We start from the raw sequence: 18,471 nt of genomic DNA, 5'->3' as shown, positions 1-18,471 counted from the left end.
CGAACTTGCGGTCATCCTCACGGGTACCTCGCTCGTCCCCGAACAGCCGTTCGACCTCCAAGAAGGCGACCGCGTCGACATCACCGTCGAAGATATCGGCACCCTCTCGAACGGCGTCACCACCGTATGAACTCCACACCCACCGACAGCCTCGAAGAGTTCAGTCTGCCGACGGGGTGGACCGACGGAGGTCGATAGAGGCATCGATGGCGTCGCCGCTCCCCGTCGGAGTCGAACCGTAGTTCCGACTCCCGCCTTCACCGACGAATCTCACCGACGCGTCGCTCGCGTCTCGCTCCGCGAAAACACTACTACTGTTCAGCCGCCGCCGCCTCTAACGACGGTTCCTCTTGAGCGAGAATGTTGATGCCGTCCGATTGCCGAAAGAGATGCAGCCGCTCCTCGTCGAAGGCGAGCGATAGCTCCTGGTTCGTGTCGGGTTTGACGTCTCCGGGCACGCGGACCCAACACTCCTCGCCCTCGATGTCGAAGTGGAGATAGTTGTCCGACCCCACCGGCTCGCGGACGTCGAGGTACGCTCGAACCGCGTTGGGTTCGTCGCTGTCTGTGAGGGTGATGTTCTCGGGGCGGATACCGAGCACGAACTCGTCCACTCCGTCGGCGTACTGTTCGATGTGTTCGAGGACCCTCTCGGAGAGGTCGTAACTGAAGCCGTCGGCGACCAGCGACGTGCCCGACAGCCGCACTTCGAACTGGTTCATCGGCGGGTTCCCGACGAAGTCGCCCACGAACAGGTTCCGAGGTTCGTTGTATATCTCCTCGGGCGTCCCTATCTGCTGGAGTTCGCCGCCGTCGACGACAGCGATGCGGTCGGACATCGTCATCGCCTCCTCCTGGTCGTGCGTGACGTACACCGTCGTCGTCCCGAGCGTGTCCTGTAACTGCTGAAGTTCCGTCCGCATGTGCAGTCTGAGCTTGGCGTCCAAGTTCGAGAGCGGCTCGTCGAACAGGAAGACGGACGGCTCGCGCACGATGGCGCGGCCCGTGGCGATGCGCTGTTGCTGACCGCCAGAGAGGTTCCCGGGATGCTTGTCCAGTTGGTCCGTGACACCCATCATCTCCGCCGCCTCCATCACCCGTCGGTTGATCTCGTCTTCGGGGAGGTCGGTCGTCAACTGCAACCCGTAGCTCATGTTCTTCCGCGCGGTCATGTGCGGGTACAGCGCGTAGTTCTGAAACACCATTGCGACGTCGCGGTCCTGCGGCTGTACGCCGTTGACGACCCGGTCTCCGATACGTATCGTCCCCTCTGTGATATCTTCCAGACCCGCAATCATACGGAGCAACGTCGACTTGCCCGAACCCGAGGGACCGACGATAGTCAGAAACTCCCCGTCTTCTATCTCGAAGCTGATGTCGTCGACAGCGACGATATCCGAGTCGCCGCCGTAGACTTTCCGCACGTTTTCGATGCTAACAGTACCCATAGTGCGTGGGTTGCCAAGAGAACTAATAATAGTTGTGGTTACTTCCGGTCAAGGCTGCATCATTGGGGTACGCGAGCGCATTCTGAACGGAACTCTCCGCGCCGCCACGACGGGCAGACGAACGGGTGATGTGTCCGGCTTCATCTACCGGCAGTATTAGTCACGGAAAATAGTTTAATCCATACCCCAGCATGTACATGTGACACATGGTTCGAGAAGCTATCACTAGCAGTACCCGTCGGAAGTTTATCAAATCTGCCGGAGTCGCGGGGACCGTCGCACTCGCAGGCTGTGCCGGCAACGGCGACAACGGTGGAGACAGCGGAAGCGGCAGCGGTAACGGTGACAACAGCGACGGCGGCAGTACCGGCAACACGGGAAGCGAGTCCTACGAAATCACCTTCTGGGAGCTGTTCAGCGGTGGCGAAGGGCCGATCATGGAGAGCATCGTCAACAAGTTCAACGAGGAACAGCCGCTCGACACGGACGCGGAGGTGACCATCAATCGACAACGAACGCCGTGGAACGAGTACTACAACAAGCTGTTCACCGCCCTCTCCGGTGGGGAGGCACCCGACATGGCCATCATGCACGCCGCGTATCTGCGGGCGTGGAGCGGAGGTGTCGACTCGATCGGTACCTACGCCGATACGGCGTCGATCAAGAGCGATTACACCGCGAGCCACTGGGACCTCGTCACCGTCGACGGCAACGTGAACGCGCTGCCGATGGACATGCATCCCCTCGGCGTGTACTACAACAAGGACCTGTTCGAGCAGGCCGGCCTGGACCCAGAGAGCCCACCGACGAACTGGGAGGAGTTCCAGCAAGCGGGTAACGCGGTCGTCGAGAATACTGACGCCCACGCGTTCACGCAGTCGCCGTACAACGACGGGTTCGGTTCGTACCGCGTGTGGAGTAGTTGGGTCAAACAGCAGGGTGGGAGCCTGTACGACGAGGAGTGGAACCCGACGTTCGACAACGAGGCCGGCCAGAACGTCGCCCAGTTGTTCTCCGACATGACGGGCGAGATGGGCTGGTCGAAGCCTACGAGCGAGGCCAACTGGGGGAACAACGCCTTCCAGAACGGGACGTGCGCGATGGCGATGAACGGGACATGGTACGTGGCGGCCTTAGCGAACGTCGACGGACTCAACTGGGGCTTCTTCGAGCCGACCGTCGGCCCGAACAAACAGCAGGATAAAGTCTGGGCGGACGGCCACTCCATCGTCCTCCCGAAGAAGCAGGGTCGGAGTGACGCCAAGTCCGAGATCGCCGCTGAAGTCGCCCACTGGATGACGACGCAGAACCCCTCGTGGGGTGCCGAAGCCGGTCACCTGCCCGCCGCGAACAGCATCTACGAGTCCGACGCCTTCCAGAACAGCCCGTACTACGACAAGACGCTCAACAAGTACGTCGAGATGGCCGAAGACGGCGACTACTTCTACCACCCGAAGGTCCCGAACGGCGACCCGAACGCGCAGAACTGGTACACGTGGCTCGTCGACATCTGGGCGCAGAACTCTGAGCCACAGGAAGCCATCGATTCCGGAATCCAGACGGTCTCCAACGGCATCTCGGAGTAATCGAAGATGGGGATAACAGAACGCATTATGGGAGGTGAGAACGCGACGAACAGCAAGACAGTCATGGGTCTCCGCAAGGAGACCATCGAGGGCGTCCTGTGGTCGATTCCGTACCTCGCCGTGTTCACGGTGTTCCTCATCTGGCCGGCCCTGAAGGGGCTCTACATGAGCTTCCACACGTACCCGAACAAGTTCGACCTCACCCAGACGGAGTGGGTCGGCCTCCAGAACTACGTGGAACTGTTCCGCGACCCGGTGTTTTACAACGCCATGGAGGGCACGCTCCTCTTCGTCGCCATCTCGGTTCCAGCGCTGGTCATCCTCGGGCTGATAATGGCGCTCGGCGTGAACCGAGACGTAGCCGGAAAGCGTACGCTCCGGGCCATCTACTTCAGCCCGTACGTCCTCACCGTCGCCGTCGTGACGCTGGTCTGGGGACAGATGTACTCCCAGAGCTACGGCCTGATAAACTACTATCTCGGCTTCTTCATCGACAACCCGCCGGGATGGCTCACGTCGCCGGACCTCGTCATGGCGGCGCTCGCGTTCATGACCGTCTGGTGGCTGGTCGGGTTCAACTTCGTCATCTTCCTGGCGGCCCGACAGAGCATCCCCGAACGGCTCTACGAGGCCGCACGCCTCGACGGTGCGACCGGCTGGCGGGCCTTCAAGGATATCACGCTCCCCCAGATGCGAAACTCGGTCGTGTTCGTGGTCATGGTACAGTTCATCCTCCAGTTCCAGGTGTTCGCACAGCCGTACGTGATGACGCAGGGCGGCCCGAAGGACACCTCGGACACGCTCGTCTACTATCTGTACCGGAGCGCCTTCTCCCAACAGCAGTTCGGCTACGGCGCGGCGATGGGGTACGTGCTGGTCGCAATCCTCATCATTATCGCAATCGTGAACTTCAAAGTAATCGGTGACTCAAATGACTGAAACGACATCGCAGAGCTCGATACGCGCGCGGCTCAACGGCGACACGGTTCGGAACGTGTTGCTTCACGCGTTCCTCTACGGCCTCGCCGTTCTCATGGCGGTCCCGTACCTGTACACGCTCTCTCGGTCCTTCCAGCCGACCGAGCTGTTGCGCGACCCGCGACCCTACTGGATACCGCCGCTCGCGGGCGAGCCGATAACGCTCGAACACTACCAGTACCTACTGAACAACACGCTCGTCGTGGAGTGGACCATCAACACCTTCATCATCGCCGCCGGTGCGACGCTGCTCATCGTCGTCATCGACTCGATGGTCGCGTTCTCGCTCACGCGGCTCGACTGGCCCGGACAGGGGCTAGTTATGGGGGTTATCCTCGCGAGCTTCATGGTTCCGTACTACATGAACATCGTTCCGCTGTACCAAATCGTCTCGGACCTCGGCCTCATCAACTCCTACTGGGGTGTGATACTGCCGGCCGTGGCCAGTCCGCTCGGCGTGTTCCTCCTCTACCAGTTCTTCAAGGACATTCCGGTCGAGTACGAGGAGGCGGCGAGGCTCGACGGGTTCACCACGTTCCAGGTGTACACCCGCATCATCCTCCCGCTCGCGAAGCCGATTCTCTCGGCGCTGGCGCTGTTCATGTTCGTCTACAACTGGAACGCGTTCCTCTGGCCGCTGCTCGTGCTGTCGAACGAGACGGCGTACACGCTTCCCATCGGACTGGTGAACCTCTATCAGGGGAACATCGACACGCCCGGACTCCACATGGCCGTCGCGATTCTGGGGTCCTTGCCGCTGTTCATCATCTACCTCATCTTCCAGGGACAGATCGTGCGAGCAGTGCAGATGCAGGGCGCGACGGGATGAGCGAGTCAGCGGACGGCACCGTCGGCGTCCACCGCGCGCTCGTCGCCGCGGTCCGAACGGTGTTCCATCACCCGGTTCAGATGGTCGCCATCAGCGTCGGCTGGGTACTCGCATCGATCCCCCTGGTCACGCTCGGCCCGGCGACGTTGGGCGTCTACAGGGCCGTCGCCTCCGTCCGCGAACAGGGTCACATCGACCGCGACGCCGTCAGAGCGACGCTCTCGAACTACTGGCTCGACGCGTTCCTCTTCAGCGGGCTCATGGTCGCGTTCCCGGCTCTCGCCGTCTTCTATCTCGGCCGGTTCGCTGCCTCCGGGTCGGCGCTCGCGGGCGTTCTCGGGATGGTCGGGTTCTATCTCGCGTACCACGCGTGGGTCGTCTTCGCGCTGGCATTCGTCGCGCTCGCGCAGGGTGACGACGCGTTCGACGCTGTCACCGACGGATACCGGTGGTCCGTCGAGCGGCCGGTGGCGACGGTGCTGGTCGGTGTCGTGACCGCGACGCTACTCGTCGTGTGTTCGGTGTTGACGGTCGCACTCCCGCTCGTGTTTCCCGCGCTCGTGGCCGCGTTTCACACGGAACTGGCCGCCCAGACGCGCGACCGAAAAGAGGACGCGGCCGACGCAGCGGACTCGACCGCTCCGACCGACCGCCCAGTCTCCGGTGAGAGTCTGCGAAACGATTTCTCCGCGACGTTTCGACGGTGACGCTACGTCCCGTCGTCGAGTTTTAGCGACTGGACGCCGTAACTGATCTCACAGAGGTTCGGCCCGTCCGCGACCGACGTGAGCTGCAGTAGCTCATCTCCGTGGCGTGAGGGCAGCAGCGGTGTCGTCCAACCGACGAACGCCCGACCACCGAGGTCGCCCTCCGTCTCGAACGACAGCGGGGCGTCGACCGCCTCCCAGTCGCCGCTCCCGTCGAGGTTCGAGTTCGCGAGCACGACCTCGCCGTTCCCCTCCGCGAGCTCGCGGTTCCCGTCGACGAGCTGTTTTCCGGACACGAGTATCGTCCCGTCTTTGCCGCCGGCGCGGGTCCACGTCACGTACGGGCCGTTGATGAACCGCCGGCCGTCGGCGGTCGAGACGAGGGTTCCCGCGTCCGTCGGGTCGCCCCAGTCGCGCCCGTCGGGCGAGGTCTTGACGTGGACCTCGCCGTACAGGTAGTCCGGCCCGATGACCTCGTAGCTCATCATGTACGTGCCGTTGGGCAGCGGGGTGACGGTGGGCATCCCCGGGCGCGTCGTCTCGTCCGGGATGGCCGCGACGAACTGCTCGTCGCCCCACGACCGGCCGCCGTCCTCGGAGGCCTTGTACGCGACCAGCTGATTGTAGTCGTCGTCGCTCCCCATCCGCTCGTCGGCGAAGTAACAGACGAGATTCCCGTCGTCGTCCAGCCCAAGCTCCGGCTCCCAGACGGGGCTGTTCCCGTCGTAGGGGACGGCCTTGCCGCCCGTGACGACGGTGCTCACGAACTCCCAAGACGCCCCGCGGTCGGTGCTGGCGTACAGGTCGATGCTCGTCTCGCCGAGTTCGCCGACCTCGCCCTCGGGGACGTCTTCGGGGTCGTCGAGGATCGGGATGGAGTTCCCGGCGGCGAGGACCGTTCCGGCCGGCCACGGACCGACCGCGTGCGGGAGTTCGAACAGGGTCGGCTGGTATCGAAGCCCCCAGTCCTTCCCGCTCGTGTCGTGAATCTCGGAGAACTTCGACCAGGTTCGTCCCCCGTCAGTACTCCGGTAGACGGGGAAATACGGCTCCGACCCGCCGCTCATCGACGGGTAGAACTCGAACGTCGCGAGCAACTGCTTCTCGCCGCCCTTTCCCGACCCGTGTTTCAGTCGCGTGACTCGGGGATACAGCGACCCGGGAACGGGCGCGTCCGACGGGGGTGAGTACAGCGTTCCTTCGACGTCTGTCTGTTCGTCGTCGCGGCCGCTGCCCGCGATAACGCCGGTGGACCCGACTGCTGCGGCCCCCACGGCTCCGACCGCGGCGAGGTACTTCCGGCGGCTGTGCTGGCGGATGGAATCGCGTTCGCTCATGACGCTGCTATGTGTTCACACGACACCATAATAACTGTATCCCCGCTGTCAACTCGAAAAAGAACGACGGCGGCTCCGTTACTCCGTCAGGGTCAGGCCGACGACGGACGCCGGCGGCGCTTCGAACGTGATAGTTCCGTCGCCCTCGTCGGTGACTGCCAGGTTGCTGGCCTCGAACGACTCCGCGTTCTCCTTCGTCGAGTACTCCCGGATGTCGTTCCCCTCGAACAGGACGGTGGCCGAGGACACCGAGTACGCCGACGACCCGACGTCGACGGTGAGCAGTTCGGCCTCGTCGTGGCGGCGGTTCGAGGCCGTGACGAACAGCTCTCCGTCGCCTTCAGAAGCCGACGCCGAGACCATCGGGACGTCGTGGTCCTCGCCGTCGATTTCGCGTTGCTCCGTGTCGACGCTCGTTTCGAGCGCCGTCTGGCCGACGTGGTTCTCGTACAGGTCGAAGACGTGGTACGTCGGCGTCCGCCAGGCGTCCTCCTCGTCGGTCTGGACGAGGCACTGCAGGACGTTGACGAGCTGTGCGATGTTCGCCATCGAGACGACGTCGGCCCGCGCGTGGATGAGGTCGAGCACGCCGGCGGTCGTCAGCGCGTCTCGGACCGTGTTTTCCTGCTCCAGTCCGTTGTCGCTTCTCGCCTCGGGATGCCACACGCCCCACTCGTCGACGATGATTCCGATTTCTCCCTCCGGAACGTACTCCGAAATCGTCTCGGCGGCTCGGTCGATGTCGCCACCGACCTTCTGTGCGCGCGCGAAAATCTTGTAGTACTGCTCGTCGGTGAAGTCGGTGTCACCGCCCGCCTGATAGTAGCGGTGGACGGAGAAGTGGTCCATCAGGTTGAACGGCGACCCCATGCCGAGGAACGAACCGGGGCCGAACTCCATCCCGCCGTTGAGGCTGTCGAAGAAGACCTTGTTCCAGTCGTCCGTGAGGTGCCCGCAGGCGATGAATTCGGTCGAGTCCTCGTTCATCAGCTTGTCGAAGCCGTTGAAGTAGTTCGCGAACCGGCGGTACTCGTCGGCGTACTCGTCCGGCGCGAACCGACCGCCACAGCCCCAGTTCTCGTTCCCGATGCCCCAGTACTTCACCCCGTACGGCTCTTCTTGCCCGTTCTCTCGCCGCCTGTCGGCGAGTTCCGTGTCGCCGCCGGAGTTGCAGTATTCGATCCAGTCGAGCGCCTCCTGCGGCGTCGACGACCCGACGTTGACCGCGATGTACGGGTCCGTGTCGAGGAGTTGGCAGAGTCGGAGGAACTCGTCCGTCCCGAACTCGTTGGACTCCTCGGGGACGTTTTCTCGCCCCTGCGTCCACCACAGGTTCCGCCGGCGAGGACGGTCCTCTCGCGGGCCGACACCGTCTTCCCAGTGGTAATCGTCGGCGAAGCAGCCACCCGGCCAACGGAGCACCGGCATGTTCAGTCCGCGGAGCAGCGAGACGGTGTCCATTCGGATGCCGTCCTCGGTCTCGACTCTATCGTCGTCGCCGACCCAGAGACCGCCGTAGATACACCGTCCGAGGTGTTCGGCGAAGTGACCGTAGATGTTCTCCGAGATATGGTCTATCGGCTCCTGACTGCTAACGCGTACTTCACTCTGCATACGTTCTCTCATCAGTACCCGGTTAAATAACTATTGTGCCTTGTTCCCTGTTTGCACGAGGTCAGATGCCGAACCATCCAGTTAAGCGATGGGCGCAGGTCGAAGCGCTGGTGCCTCAAGTCCGTCAGTAACGCGTTCATTTCGATCCCTCAAAGGTTCCCTATTTCAGAACGAGTGAATATCGTTCCGCGCACAATGATTACAAACCTAAATGTGTAATCTACATCAGGGTAGCAGCGGATACTCTACGAAACCGGTCTCTCCGGGCGGGTTCGAGGAATCCGGCATGTTGTTCCGGCATACTGAACAGCATCAAATAACTCGTGGGCATAGTAGTGAATAGTTAGTTCCGTTAGCTCGGCGACGTTGGCCGTATCCGGCACTCCGTCCGGAGAGTTCCCCGTGAAATCTATCGCCGCTGGCGCGACCGGCCGACGCCGAAATACGACCCGTTCCCAGAACACTATCGGGCCGATTTAACAGAGAGTTCGATACGGCGGGCCTTCCGGGCGTTCGTCCTCGATCGCGCATCCGAGTTCACGGAGACAGTAGTTCCGTCCCTGTAATTGTCTCCAGACTGCAACACGGACTGTGTTCCTGGAGCGTCGTCAGACGGGGTCAGTCTGCGCTTTTGCTTACGGAGAGGGAGGTGGCCGACTCAGTGACACTACACTCCTGCGTTTCAACCCGTACACCTGAGCAAGTTTTGCTAATTTTTCTGGTATTGAGAACAATATCTCGGTTGGGGGAAACGCGAAAGCGGGGTCATCGCGTAAGCTCAGGTAGAAGTCGGAATGTCCAACTGGTCGGTGACCCGTGGCTTCCAAGCGTACACAAGAGTTCTAACTCGGGAGGCGAGATTCGCGGTTAAAGCTATCAAAGCTAGATGAAAAATGATGGCAGCGGGTGGTGTGTTGAGCTCGACGTAGTAGTGCTGTCAGGTGTTCATGAGCGTCGACCGGGACAGACCTACTCCGCCCATAACGCCACGTCTATGACATGACTGATACGTTAGCCTCGTTGGTCGGTTACGCTATCGACCATATGACTCGACGATTGATCCCCACATTACGTTTTCTTTCTCTGCAAATCTTAACAGCGGAACTAAACGCGACCGCTCTCCGAGTGGTATCGACAATCGTCGTAGTAAGGGTTAAGTGACTATCGAATGGCTAAGGAAATGCATGCGTTGCCCAAAGTGTAGTCACAGCCTCGCCGTCTACGATTCGTTTTACGACGTCGCCTTCGTCTGCGACTCGTGTGGATACGTCCTCCCGCGCGGAGCAGATTGAGAAGACGGGTGAACCGATAGAGAATCAACAATACGAGCGTCTGTTGGGAGAATCAAACTCGACCGCCGGTGGCGCGTTCACAGCCCCGGAGGATGGGTGGGACACCACCGCTCGGGAATAGATATAGCGCTATACACTTTATTGGAAGCTTCGGGCCGCCCGTGAGCCGAGAACGGCAGTACAGGCGCGAAGTCCACCTCACCACAAATCCCAGCGTTCAGCGGGAGTCAGCAAGCCGCCAGGTGATGTAAAGTAGTCCGGCGAAACGAAGCGACCCCCGCAATCAGTCGCTGCCGCTGTCGGCGCTGCCAGCGCCTGCGTCCGGAGTCCGCAGCACGTCCGGGTCGGCATCCGGTCCGAGCGGTTCGACGCGCACGCTCGACACTTTGTACTCCGGGATTCCGGCCTGCGGGTCGAAGGTCTCCTGAGTGAGTTTGTTGACCGCACCGGCCGCGAAGTGCATCGGGATGAAGAGCGTCCCGTCGCCGACGCGGTCGGTCACCACGGCTTTGACGACGATGTCACCACGGCGGGACTCGACCTTGACGTACTCGTCGTCCGCGACGCCGAGTTCCGCGGCGGTCGTCGGATTGATTTCGACGAAGCTCTCGCCGACGTGGCTCATAAGCCCCTCGACACGTCGGGTGATCTGTCCGGTGTGCCAGTGGTAGAGGACCCGCCCGGACGTGAGCGTGAGGGGGTACTCCTCGTCCGGTAGTTCACCGGGATGGCCGCCGTCTGCCGGCACGAAGCGGGCGAGGCCGTCGTCGAAGTTGAACGCTCCCTCCTCGTAGTCGTAGAGATACGGCGTGCCGGGATGGTCTTCGTCCCAGCAGGGCCACTGGAGCCCGTGCTCGTCGCCCGATTCGAGACGCTCGTAACTGACGCCACCATAGATGGGAGTCAGGTCGCTGATCTCGTCCATGACTTCCCGCGGGTGGTCGTAGCCCCAGTCGTAGCCCAGCCTGGCCGCCAGCTCCTGCGTTATCACCCAGTCCTGGCGTGCCTTTCCGGGCGGCTCCGCGGACGCTCGAACCCGCTGCACCCGACGTTCGGTGTTGGTGAAGGTGCCGTGTTTCTCCGGCGAGGTCGCCGCCGGGAGAACCACGTCCGCGTGCTCTGCGGTCTCCGTCATGAAGATGTCCTGTACGACGAGGAAGTCCAAGCTATCGAGCGCCTCACCGGCGTGCTGGATATCGGGTTCCGAGAGCGCGGGGTTCTCCCCGACGATGTACATTCCGCGGAGATTGCCTTCGTGGGCCTCGCTGAGCATCTCCGGGACTTTGAGTCCGGGTTCTGCCGGCGGACGTTCGCCCCACACCTCGGCGAACTTCTCGCCGACCTCGTCGTCGGCCGGGTCTTGGTACCCGGGGAGACTGCCGGGCAGGGTACCCATGTCGCCGCCGCCGCCCTGCACGTTGTTCTGGCCCCGGAAGGGAGAGAGTCCGGCACCCGGTTTCCCGACCTGCCCGAGCGTGAGCGCGAGGTCGGCCATCGCGAGGAGGTTTTCCGTCCCGTGGCTAGATTGGGTCATGCCCATCGCCCAGCCGAAGACGACGTTCTCGGCGTCGGCGAGCGTCTCGGCGGCCGACTGCAGTTCTGCCGGTGGGACGCCGGCCAGTTCCTCGACTTTCTCGGGTGTGAACGCCTGGACCTTCCGCTTGACCTCCTCGAACCCTTTCGTATTCCGTTCGATGAACGTCTCGTCGTGCAGGTCGTGTTCGATGAGGTATCGGATGAGCCCGTTGAGCCACGCCACGTCGTAGCCGGGCCTCGTTCTCGTGTACTGGTCGGCGTGCTCGGCGATCCCGATCTTCCGGGGGTCGAACACCACGAGGTCGGCCCCGTCCCGGACGTTCTGCTTGATGCGGGTCGCCAGCACCGGATGCGATTCGGTCGTGTTCGACCCGCTGATGAGGTAGGCGTCGGCCTCGCCGATATCCTCGTTGATGCGGTTCGTCATCGCACCGTACCCGAGCGTCTGTTGGAGTGCCGCCACCGTCGACGAGTGACAGAGTCGGGCGCAGTTGTCGATGTTCTTCGTGCCGAGCACCTGTCGCGCGAACTTCTGGACGAGATACGCCTCCTCGTTGCTCCCCTTCGACGACGCGAGGCAACTAACCGCGTCGACGCCGTGTTCGTCCTGAATCCCGCGGAGTTCGCTGGCGACGTGGTCGAGCGCCTCGTCCCACGAGGCCGCCTCGAACTCGCCGTCCTCGTTTCGAATCAGTGGCTTCGTGAGCCGCTTCTTGCTGTTGGCGAACTCGTGTCCGAACTTCCCCTTCACGCACGTCGAGAAGTTGTTGGCCGGTGCGTCGTCCGGGTCGTCGACGGGTTGGACGCCGAGGGCGTTGCCGTCTTTGCCCCACATCTCGAACCGACAGCCGACCGCACAGAACCCACACGTCGTCTCCGCTTTGTCGACCTTGCTCAACCGGTAGTCGCTGACGAGCGACGCGATGTCGAATAGCCGGCCCTCTGGCAGCGTCTGCGCCGCGATGTTCTCGGCGGTGTGTTCGCCCGCGAGTACGGCCTTCCGACCGTATTTTCCGAGGAAGTCGGACGCCCGGCGTTTGCTCTGAGCCATATAGCGGGCGACACCGCTTTGCACCTCCTGTCTTGCGTTGGCTTCGTCCCCAACGCTCCCTGCACCGCCGGGAGCGGGCGAACGGTTCGGTGCCGTCGTGTCGTCGAGCGTCTCTACCTCCTCGTGTTCGATGACGGTCCCGACGGAGTTCCGCTGTGTGAATCCCGGCAGCGGGAGCGTTCCGGCACCGCCGATATCCTTCTCGGTCAGCGCGCCGGTCGGACAGACCGTCGCACAGTGCCCGCAGGAGACGCAGTCGGAGTCAGCCATCGTCTCGGCGTCGGACTGGAACCCGATTCGGGTGTCCGCTCCGGAGCCCTCGATACGGAGCACTCCTTCGACCTGAACGTCGTTACAGCCCTCGACGCACCGGTTACAGAGGATGCACTTGTTGCGGTCGATCTGAATGAACGAGGAGCTGTCGTCGAGCGGTTCGTATTCGCTGCGCTCGTCGAAGACGCCGTAGCGCGGGTGGTCGACCCCCTCGCTGATGGCCGTCTCCTGTAGTTCACAGCGCCCGTTCCCGTTACAGGTGGTACAGCGCAGATTGTGATTAGAGAGGACGAGGTCGAGGTTGACGCTCCGGCACTCCTCGGCGGTCGCCGTGTCGGTCTCGACCGTCAGCCCGTCCTCAGCCGGGAACGAACAGGAGGGGACAACCCCGTGTTCGTCCGTTTCGACCATGCAGGTTCGGCACTCGCTCCGAGGGCCGATTTCGTCGCTCGCGTCGCCTTCGCGGTCGTAGTAGCAGAGCGCCGGAACGTCGGCGTCCTCGTCGAGGCTGTCGGCACCGGGGTCCACGCTCACTATCTCGTCGTCGACGGCCTGCATGGCGTCGATGACGGTCGATCCCGGTGGAACGGTGACCTGCGCTCCGTTAACCGTGATTGTCGTCGGATTCTCGCCGTCGGTTCCGACGGGTGGGTCGTTCGCGGTCCCGGTCTCGAACTCCGCCGTGACCGGTGTCTCGTGCTGCGGGTCGTCTATCTCCGGGACGCCCGGGAGTGGGTCGTCAGTACTCATAGTTTGTCAGTACAGGTGCCGCTCGGACAGCGGCCGTCAGCATGTGCTTCGAAACTCGATTCGAACTCGTCCATCGCAGTCAGTACCGGACGCGGTGCGTGGGCACCGAGCAGGCAGTTGCTCGACTGAGCCATGACCCGGCCGAGTTCGCGTATCTTCCCCCGGTCGAACGAGCCTTGGTAGACCGCTCGCAACAGCTCGGTGAGTTGAACGGTCCCTTCCCGTCCCGGAACGCACCGCCCGCTGTTGGCTTCCGAGGCAAAGCGCGCTCGGTCTCCGGCAGTCGCAACCGCACACCGCTCATCGTTCAACAGTTCGACGACGCCCTCCGTTCCGAGGCCAGCCGCAGTCAGTCCGGCGACGGTTGGCGCGGTGTCCAGCGTCCGGGTGACTCCGCCAAAAACCCCGCCGACGCAGGCCATCTTGAACGAACCCTCCAGTTCGACGGCGTTCCGAACCGCCGAGAGGTGGGCGTCAGAGTCCAACTCTATCGTCGCGGGAGCAGTCACGTCGCCGGTGACAGTCAGCAGTCGCGTCGCCGATTCAGACTCGTCTCGATTGGTATCCTCCGAGTCCGAGAGCGCGAGATGGATATGGGCGAAGGTCCGCGGCGTGTGGATGACCGTGGGGCGACCGTAGAGCCCGTACTCGGCCGGCGACGGTGGCTGGAGACGGGGCTCGATTCTATCCGCACCCTCTATCGCTTCGAGCGCCGCCGTCGGTTCGCCGGCACGGTATTCGTCCGGGCCTTCGACGAGTACCGGAACGACCGGTAGTTCGTCCGCGGCGGCCGCAATGGCCTGCTGAAGACGTTCCCGGAGTTCGGTGTCGGTCTCTGCGAGGTGGATGACCGCATCGGTCGTATCGAGGTACTCGGCGACGGCCGCCACGCCGTCGAGCACCGACATCGGCGACCCGGCGAGGAGCGTTTGGTCCGCCCGCTGCCGGTCGTCCGCGTCGTTTGCGTTCACGACGACGACTGGGTCGCCGTCGGTCTCTCGTGCGCGTCGCCAGGCGTCCGCGACCGGTTCGTCGGCGGTGGCATCTCCTCTGCCTCGACCGACGAGCCCAGCGTTCGCGATTGCGCCCGCGTCCCTGTCGAGCGAGTGAAACTGACACGCCGTCGGGTCCAGCGGGTCGACCCACCCACAGGGACCGAGGACGCTCCGTTGCCCCACCGCGAGCGGCCCGTCCGTCGGAACCGGAAGCGTCGTCGTCTCGACGTCGTGTTCGACGACTGCCGCGGCACCGTCCGTCGGTAACTCGCCTTCCTCCATGTCGGCAACGAGGTCTCGGACCCTCGGTCCCTCCGGAGCCGGGAAGAACGCGGTCCGCCCCGCGCCGGTCGCGAGAACCAACGGGTCGTACTCGCTGATTCCGGTGGGGCCCGTTCGGAGGACCGAGACGGAGTCAGCGGTAGTGCGTGCGGTACTCAAGACACGCTCTCCGTGCTCCGTTTGCCCGGCTCCCGAGACCCGGAGTACCGGCGTTTGGAGTCCGTTTCCTGTGCGATTCATTCTCACGGATGAAGAGACACGGTAGGGTTAAAAAATCACCTCAACCCGCCCTCGTTGGAGCGTGGCCTCGACACGTTCAGTAAGCCGAACGCGAAGTCGGCTCTCGCACGGTTGGACTGGGGCAGTTTCACGGCGGGTGGTTGTTCCAGACGCAACAGCGAGCGGAGCAAAGAGCTAAGGCGGCGACGTGCCGTCTACCGTGATGATGACGAACCCACGGTTCGACGACGTTCGAGAGAAGGCGGCCGATGCGACTCGCGAAGACGACGTCCTGTCCGTGTACACCGGACTCGTCCACCACGACGGTCGACACGAGTACTACTTCGCCAACGATACCGAAGAGGCGTCGGAGTTACGCGAGACTGCGGCCGTCCAACTCGGGATGCTGGTTCGGGTCCTCGCGGACCGCTCCGATAGCGACGTCGAGGAGATTACCGACCTCGCGGCGGAGCGAGCCGAGAACATGCGATTGAGGTAGTCACGGGCTCTGGTACCGGGTTCGAACGCCCCGCACATCATGTAAGAAAGCAGAGTTCTTGTGGGATATCTCGGCTCGCACGTGAGATGCAGACCGCCGGCGCAGTTGGTTGTGGTACGGTCCTGCGACAGTTGGTCGGACAGATAGTGCCGAGTTCGGCCGCGACCGTCGAATTCGAACTCGAGTTCCTGTGAGCGAGCGATCGAACCGGGTTCAACATAGAAAACACATATAATAATTTTTCTGATATTTTGAGAATGCGCTACTAAACCCTCCTCAAGCGTGAAGTGTCCGATATCAAGAAGACCGAATCGACCCGAGATATAAATAGCAACCGTTCGCAGAGGCCGAGTGGAGTCCGCACAATGTCTATGAACGCAGTCGTCTACAAAGGCGAACGAGAAGTCGCAGTCGAAGAAGTCGAAGAGCCCCAGATCGAACATCCAAACGACGTCGTCATCGACATCACGACGACCTGTATCTGCGGGTCCGACCTCCACATGTACGAGGGACGGACGGCCGCGGAGCCGGGAATCGTGTTCGGCCACGAGAATATGGGTATCGTCGAAGAGGTCGGCGAGGCCGTCAGTAGCCTCGAAGTCGGCGACCGCGTCGTCGCACCGTTCAACGTCGCCTGTGGCTTCTGTGAGAACTGTGAGAACGGCTACACCGGCTTCTGTACGAACGTTAATCCGGGGTTCGCCGGGGGAGCGTACGGGTACGTCGCCATGGGACCCTATCAAGGAGGGCAGGCCGAGAAGCTCCGCATTCCGTACGCCGACTTCAACGCGCTCAAGCTACCGGACGGACGGGAGCACGAGGACTCGTTCGCGCTGCTCGCGGACATCTTCCCGACGGGCTGGCACGGCACGGAACTCGCCAATCTCGAGGCCGGTGACTCCGTCGCTATCTACGGTGCCGGACCGGTCGGCCTGATGGCCGCCTACAGCGCCAAGCTCAAGGGCGCTGCCGAGATTTACGTCGTCGACCGCGTTCCCAGTCGCCTCGCGCTCGCCGAGGAACACTGCGACGCCACTCCCATCAACTTCGAGGAGGGCGACCCCGTCGAACAGATCAAAGAGATTCACGGCGGCGGCGTCGACAAGGGCGTCGACGCGGTCGGCTATCAGGCTATCGACCCGGACAAGGAAGCCGACTCCGCGTACGACCCCGCCCGCGAGAACCCGGCGGTCGTCATCAACAACCTCATTCGGACGGTCCGCCCGACCGGCGAACTCGGTATCCCCGGTCTCTACGTGCCCGACGACCCCGGCGCTCCCGACGAGATGGCCGCTCAGGGCCGCCTCGGCATCGACTTCGGCCTCCTCTTCGAGAAGGGCCAAGCCCTCGGAACCGGCCAGTGTAACGTCAAGGAGTACAACCGTAAACTCCGGGACATGATAATCGAAGGCCGCGCCGACCCGAGTTGGGTCGTCTCCCACCGCGTCGGCCTCGACGACGCGCCCGAGATGTACGAGAAGTTCGACAACCGCGAAGAGGGAGTCACGAAGGTACTGCTGGAGCCCTGACGTAGCGGAGTCTCTCAACCGCCCCCCTCACCGACACTCCTTTGCCGGGGAGTCCGGTAACGTGTTCTATGTGTCAGTACTGTAGTTACCGATACCACGACGGCTGGACCCAGTTGCTGGAGTACGACGAGGTGTACCAGACGGACGTCAGCAGTGAGTCGGAATCTACCTACGGCTTCCACGAATCGTGGGACGAACTGCGAAAAGAGGTCGATTTCGGCGCGACCTGATCAGGCGGGGCCGCGAGGAAACGGGTCGTCGGGATACTCCGCCGCTCGCTCGTCCGTCGTCGTCAGACACTCGTCGAGTTCTCGGGTCAGTGTGCCCTCGTCGAGGTCGCGGCCGATGAACACGAGTCGCGTCTCGGGGTCCTCGTCTTCCCACCGGCCGATGGGACCGGCCTGTACCGACGGCCCCGCCTGACTCACGCCGAGAACCGTCTCGGGGCGACTCGCAACCCACGCGAACCCTTTCGCACGGACGACGTTCCCCTGCCAGTCATCGAGCCACGCGTCGAGGCGGTGCGGATGAAACGGACGGTCCCGACGGTAGACGAAAGACTCGACGCCGTGGGTCGTCGCGGCCGAGACGTCTCCGTCGTGAGTATGCTCGTGGTCGTGGCCGTGGTCGTGCTCGTGGTCCGCCTCCGCCTCGGTCCCGTCCCCCGTGAGGGCTTGTTTCCAGCCCTGGTGGCGCTTCGCCGCTTCGAAATCGAAGCGCCCCGTATCGAGAACCCGCGTCGGGTCGACTTCGCTGTAGGTCGTCCGGTGGAGGGTCGCACGCGGCTGGAGTTCTCGAACCTCCGCTTCGACGGCGTCCAACGCATCATCGGGGACCATATCACATTTGTTCAGCAACAGCACGTCACAGAATTCGACCTGCTCTACGAGCACCTCCGTCAACGGCCGTTCCGGGTCGGGGGCGGCGTCCGGAAGCGATTCTTCCGGGTCGAACGCCTTCCAAAACCCGTAGGCGTCGATGACCGAGACCGTGGTATCCAACCGGAGTCGTTCCGGCAGACCGCCCTCGTTCGACTCGCCCGTCAGCGCCCGCGCAATCGGGAGCGGTTCGCTGATTCCCGAGGCTTCGATGAGGAGATAGTCGAACGAGCGCTTCTCCGCCAACCGCGTCACCTCAGTCACGAGGTCGTCCTGCAACCGGCAGCAGATACAGCCGTTCGAGAGGTCGACGACCCCATCGTCAGCCTCTGACGCGACTAACTCCGCGTCGACGTTCAATTCGCCCATGTCGTTGACGACGACGGCGATGTCTCTGTCACCGGGGTCGTTCAGGAGTCGATTGACCAACGTCGTTTTACCCGCCCCGAGTGGACCGCTAACGACCGTAATCGGTATTTCCGCTGTGGACATATCGATGATGTATGACGCCTCGCGGGTGGTCGTATTGAAGACTGGGCCGACCGACCCAAACAGGCTATAGAACCCGCCGTTCTCCGAACTACCGTCGGTGAAACACATCATAACCCATAATTGACATTTTTGGGTTCCTGTCCGGTCGTGTTGGACACCTCGAACACCGAACAAAC

General features: G+C 62.8%; 13 protein-coding genes and 1 pseudogene. 8 read left to right on the top strand and 6 right to left on the bottom strand.

What is annotated here, in order from left to right; all coding sequences use genetic code 11:
- Positions 1-130, top strand: a pseudogene (locus C454_RS21210) (fumarylacetoacetate hydrolase family protein); the annotation flags it as partial.
- 181 nt (positions 131-311) lie between these two features.
- On the opposite strand, the gene C454_RS01160 reads toward C454_RS21210, so the two are convergent.
- Entirely contained in the window at positions 312-1,448 is a 1,137-nt protein-coding gene (locus tag C454_RS01160; RefSeq protein ID WP_081605168.1) for an ABC transporter ATP-binding protein, read from the bottom strand.
- 206 nt (positions 1,449-1,654) lie between these two features.
- Here C454_RS01160 and C454_RS01155 point away from each other — a divergent pair, with 206 nt between their 5' ends.
- The 4 genes from C454_RS01155 to C454_RS01140 all read left to right on the top strand — a co-directional run bounded on the left by C454_RS01155 (position 1,655) and on the right by C454_RS01140 (position 5,548).
- Positions 1,655-3,034 (top strand): ABC transporter substrate-binding protein, encoded by a 1,380-nt coding sequence (locus C454_RS01155; RefSeq protein WP_004971714.1) that lies wholly within the window; start codon positions 1,655-1,657, stop codon positions 3,032-3,034.
- A 63-nt stretch (positions 3,035-3,097) separates the two neighbouring features.
- On the top strand, positions 3,098-3,973 hold the full coding sequence (locus C454_RS01150) for a carbohydrate ABC transporter permease (protein ID WP_004971713.1): 876 nt from the start codon (positions 3,098-3,100) through the stop codon (positions 3,971-3,973).
- Positions 3,966-4,841, top strand: coding sequence for a carbohydrate ABC transporter permease (locus C454_RS01145; RefSeq protein WP_004971711.1), 876 nt, complete (start codon positions 3,966-3,968; stop codon positions 4,839-4,841). Before C454_RS01150 ends, C454_RS01145 begins: the two co-directional genes overlap by 8 nt.
- Positions 4,838-5,548, top strand: a complete 711-nt coding sequence (locus C454_RS01140) for a hypothetical protein (protein ID WP_004971709.1) — start codon at positions 4,838-4,840, stop codon at positions 5,546-5,548. Before C454_RS01145 ends, C454_RS01140 begins: the two co-directional genes overlap by 4 nt.
- A 2-nt stretch (positions 5,549-5,550) precedes the next feature.
- On the opposite strand, the gene C454_RS01135 is transcribed toward C454_RS01140, so the two are convergent.
- The 4 genes from C454_RS01135 to C454_RS01120 all read right to left on the bottom strand — a co-directional run bounded on the left by C454_RS01135 (position 5,551) and on the right by C454_RS01120 (position 14,918).
- The gene (locus C454_RS01135) at positions 5,551-6,885 is read right to left on the bottom strand and encodes a sialidase family protein (protein ID WP_004971706.1); all 1,335 of its coding nucleotides are present in this window, start codon (positions 6,883-6,885) and stop codon (positions 5,551-5,553) included.
- 78 nt (positions 6,886-6,963) lie between these two features.
- Positions 6,964-8,499 carry an alpha-N-arabinofuranosidase gene (locus tag C454_RS01130; protein ID WP_004971704.1) on the bottom strand — a complete coding sequence of 512 codons (1,536 nt, stop codon included), beginning with the start codon at positions 8,497-8,499 and terminating at the stop codon, positions 6,964-6,966.
- Positions 8,500-10,074: 1,575 nt separating this feature from the next.
- Entirely contained in the window at positions 10,075-13,401 is a 3,327-nt protein-coding gene (gene fdhF, locus C454_RS01125; RefSeq protein ID WP_004971702.1) for a formate dehydrogenase subunit alpha, read from the bottom strand.
- The gene (locus C454_RS01120) at positions 13,398-14,918 is read right to left on the bottom strand and encodes an NADH-ubiquinone oxidoreductase-F iron-sulfur binding region domain-containing protein (RefSeq protein ID WP_049904876.1); all 1,521 of its coding nucleotides are present in this window, start codon (positions 14,916-14,918) and stop codon (positions 13,398-13,400) included. The genes fdhF and C454_RS01120 overlap by 4 nt, the downstream gene beginning before the upstream one ends.
- Positions 14,919-15,120: 202 nt before the next feature.
- On the opposite strand from C454_RS01120, the gene C454_RS01115 reads away from it, so the two are divergent.
- The 3 genes from C454_RS01115 (at position 15,121) to C454_RS20605 (ending at position 17,155) form a co-directional block, all read left to right on the top strand.
- Positions 15,121-15,396 carry a hypothetical protein gene (locus tag C454_RS01115; RefSeq protein WP_004971699.1) on the top strand — a complete coding sequence of 92 codons (276 nt, stop codon included), beginning with the start codon at positions 15,121-15,123 and terminating at the stop codon, positions 15,394-15,396.
- A 371-nt stretch (positions 15,397-15,767) separates the two neighbouring features.
- Positions 15,768-16,925, top strand: a complete 1,158-nt coding sequence (locus C454_RS01110) for a glutathione-independent formaldehyde dehydrogenase (RefSeq protein ID WP_004971697.1) — start codon at positions 15,768-15,770, stop codon at positions 16,923-16,925.
- A 68-nt stretch (positions 16,926-16,993) separates the two neighbouring features.
- Positions 16,994-17,155: a hypothetical protein gene (locus tag C454_RS20605; RefSeq protein WP_004971696.1), complete on the top strand. Its 162-nt coding sequence runs from the start codon at positions 16,994-16,996 to the stop codon at positions 17,153-17,155.
- On the opposite strand, the gene C454_RS01105 is transcribed toward C454_RS20605, so the two are convergent.
- Positions 17,156-18,295: a CobW family GTP-binding protein gene (locus tag C454_RS01105; RefSeq protein WP_049904887.1), complete on the bottom strand. Its 1,140-nt coding sequence runs from the start codon at positions 18,293-18,295 to the stop codon at positions 17,156-17,158.
- Positions 18,296-18,471: the final 176 nt, after the last annotated feature.

The organism is Haloferax gibbonsii ATCC 33959 (assembly GCF_000336775.1).
GTDB classification, from domain to species: domain Archaea; phylum Halobacteriota; class Halobacteria; order Halobacteriales; family Haloferacaceae; genus Haloferax; species Haloferax gibbonsii.
The sequence above is the reverse complement of the archived record's forward strand: the minus strand, read 5'-3'. Positions and strand labels throughout refer to the sequence as shown.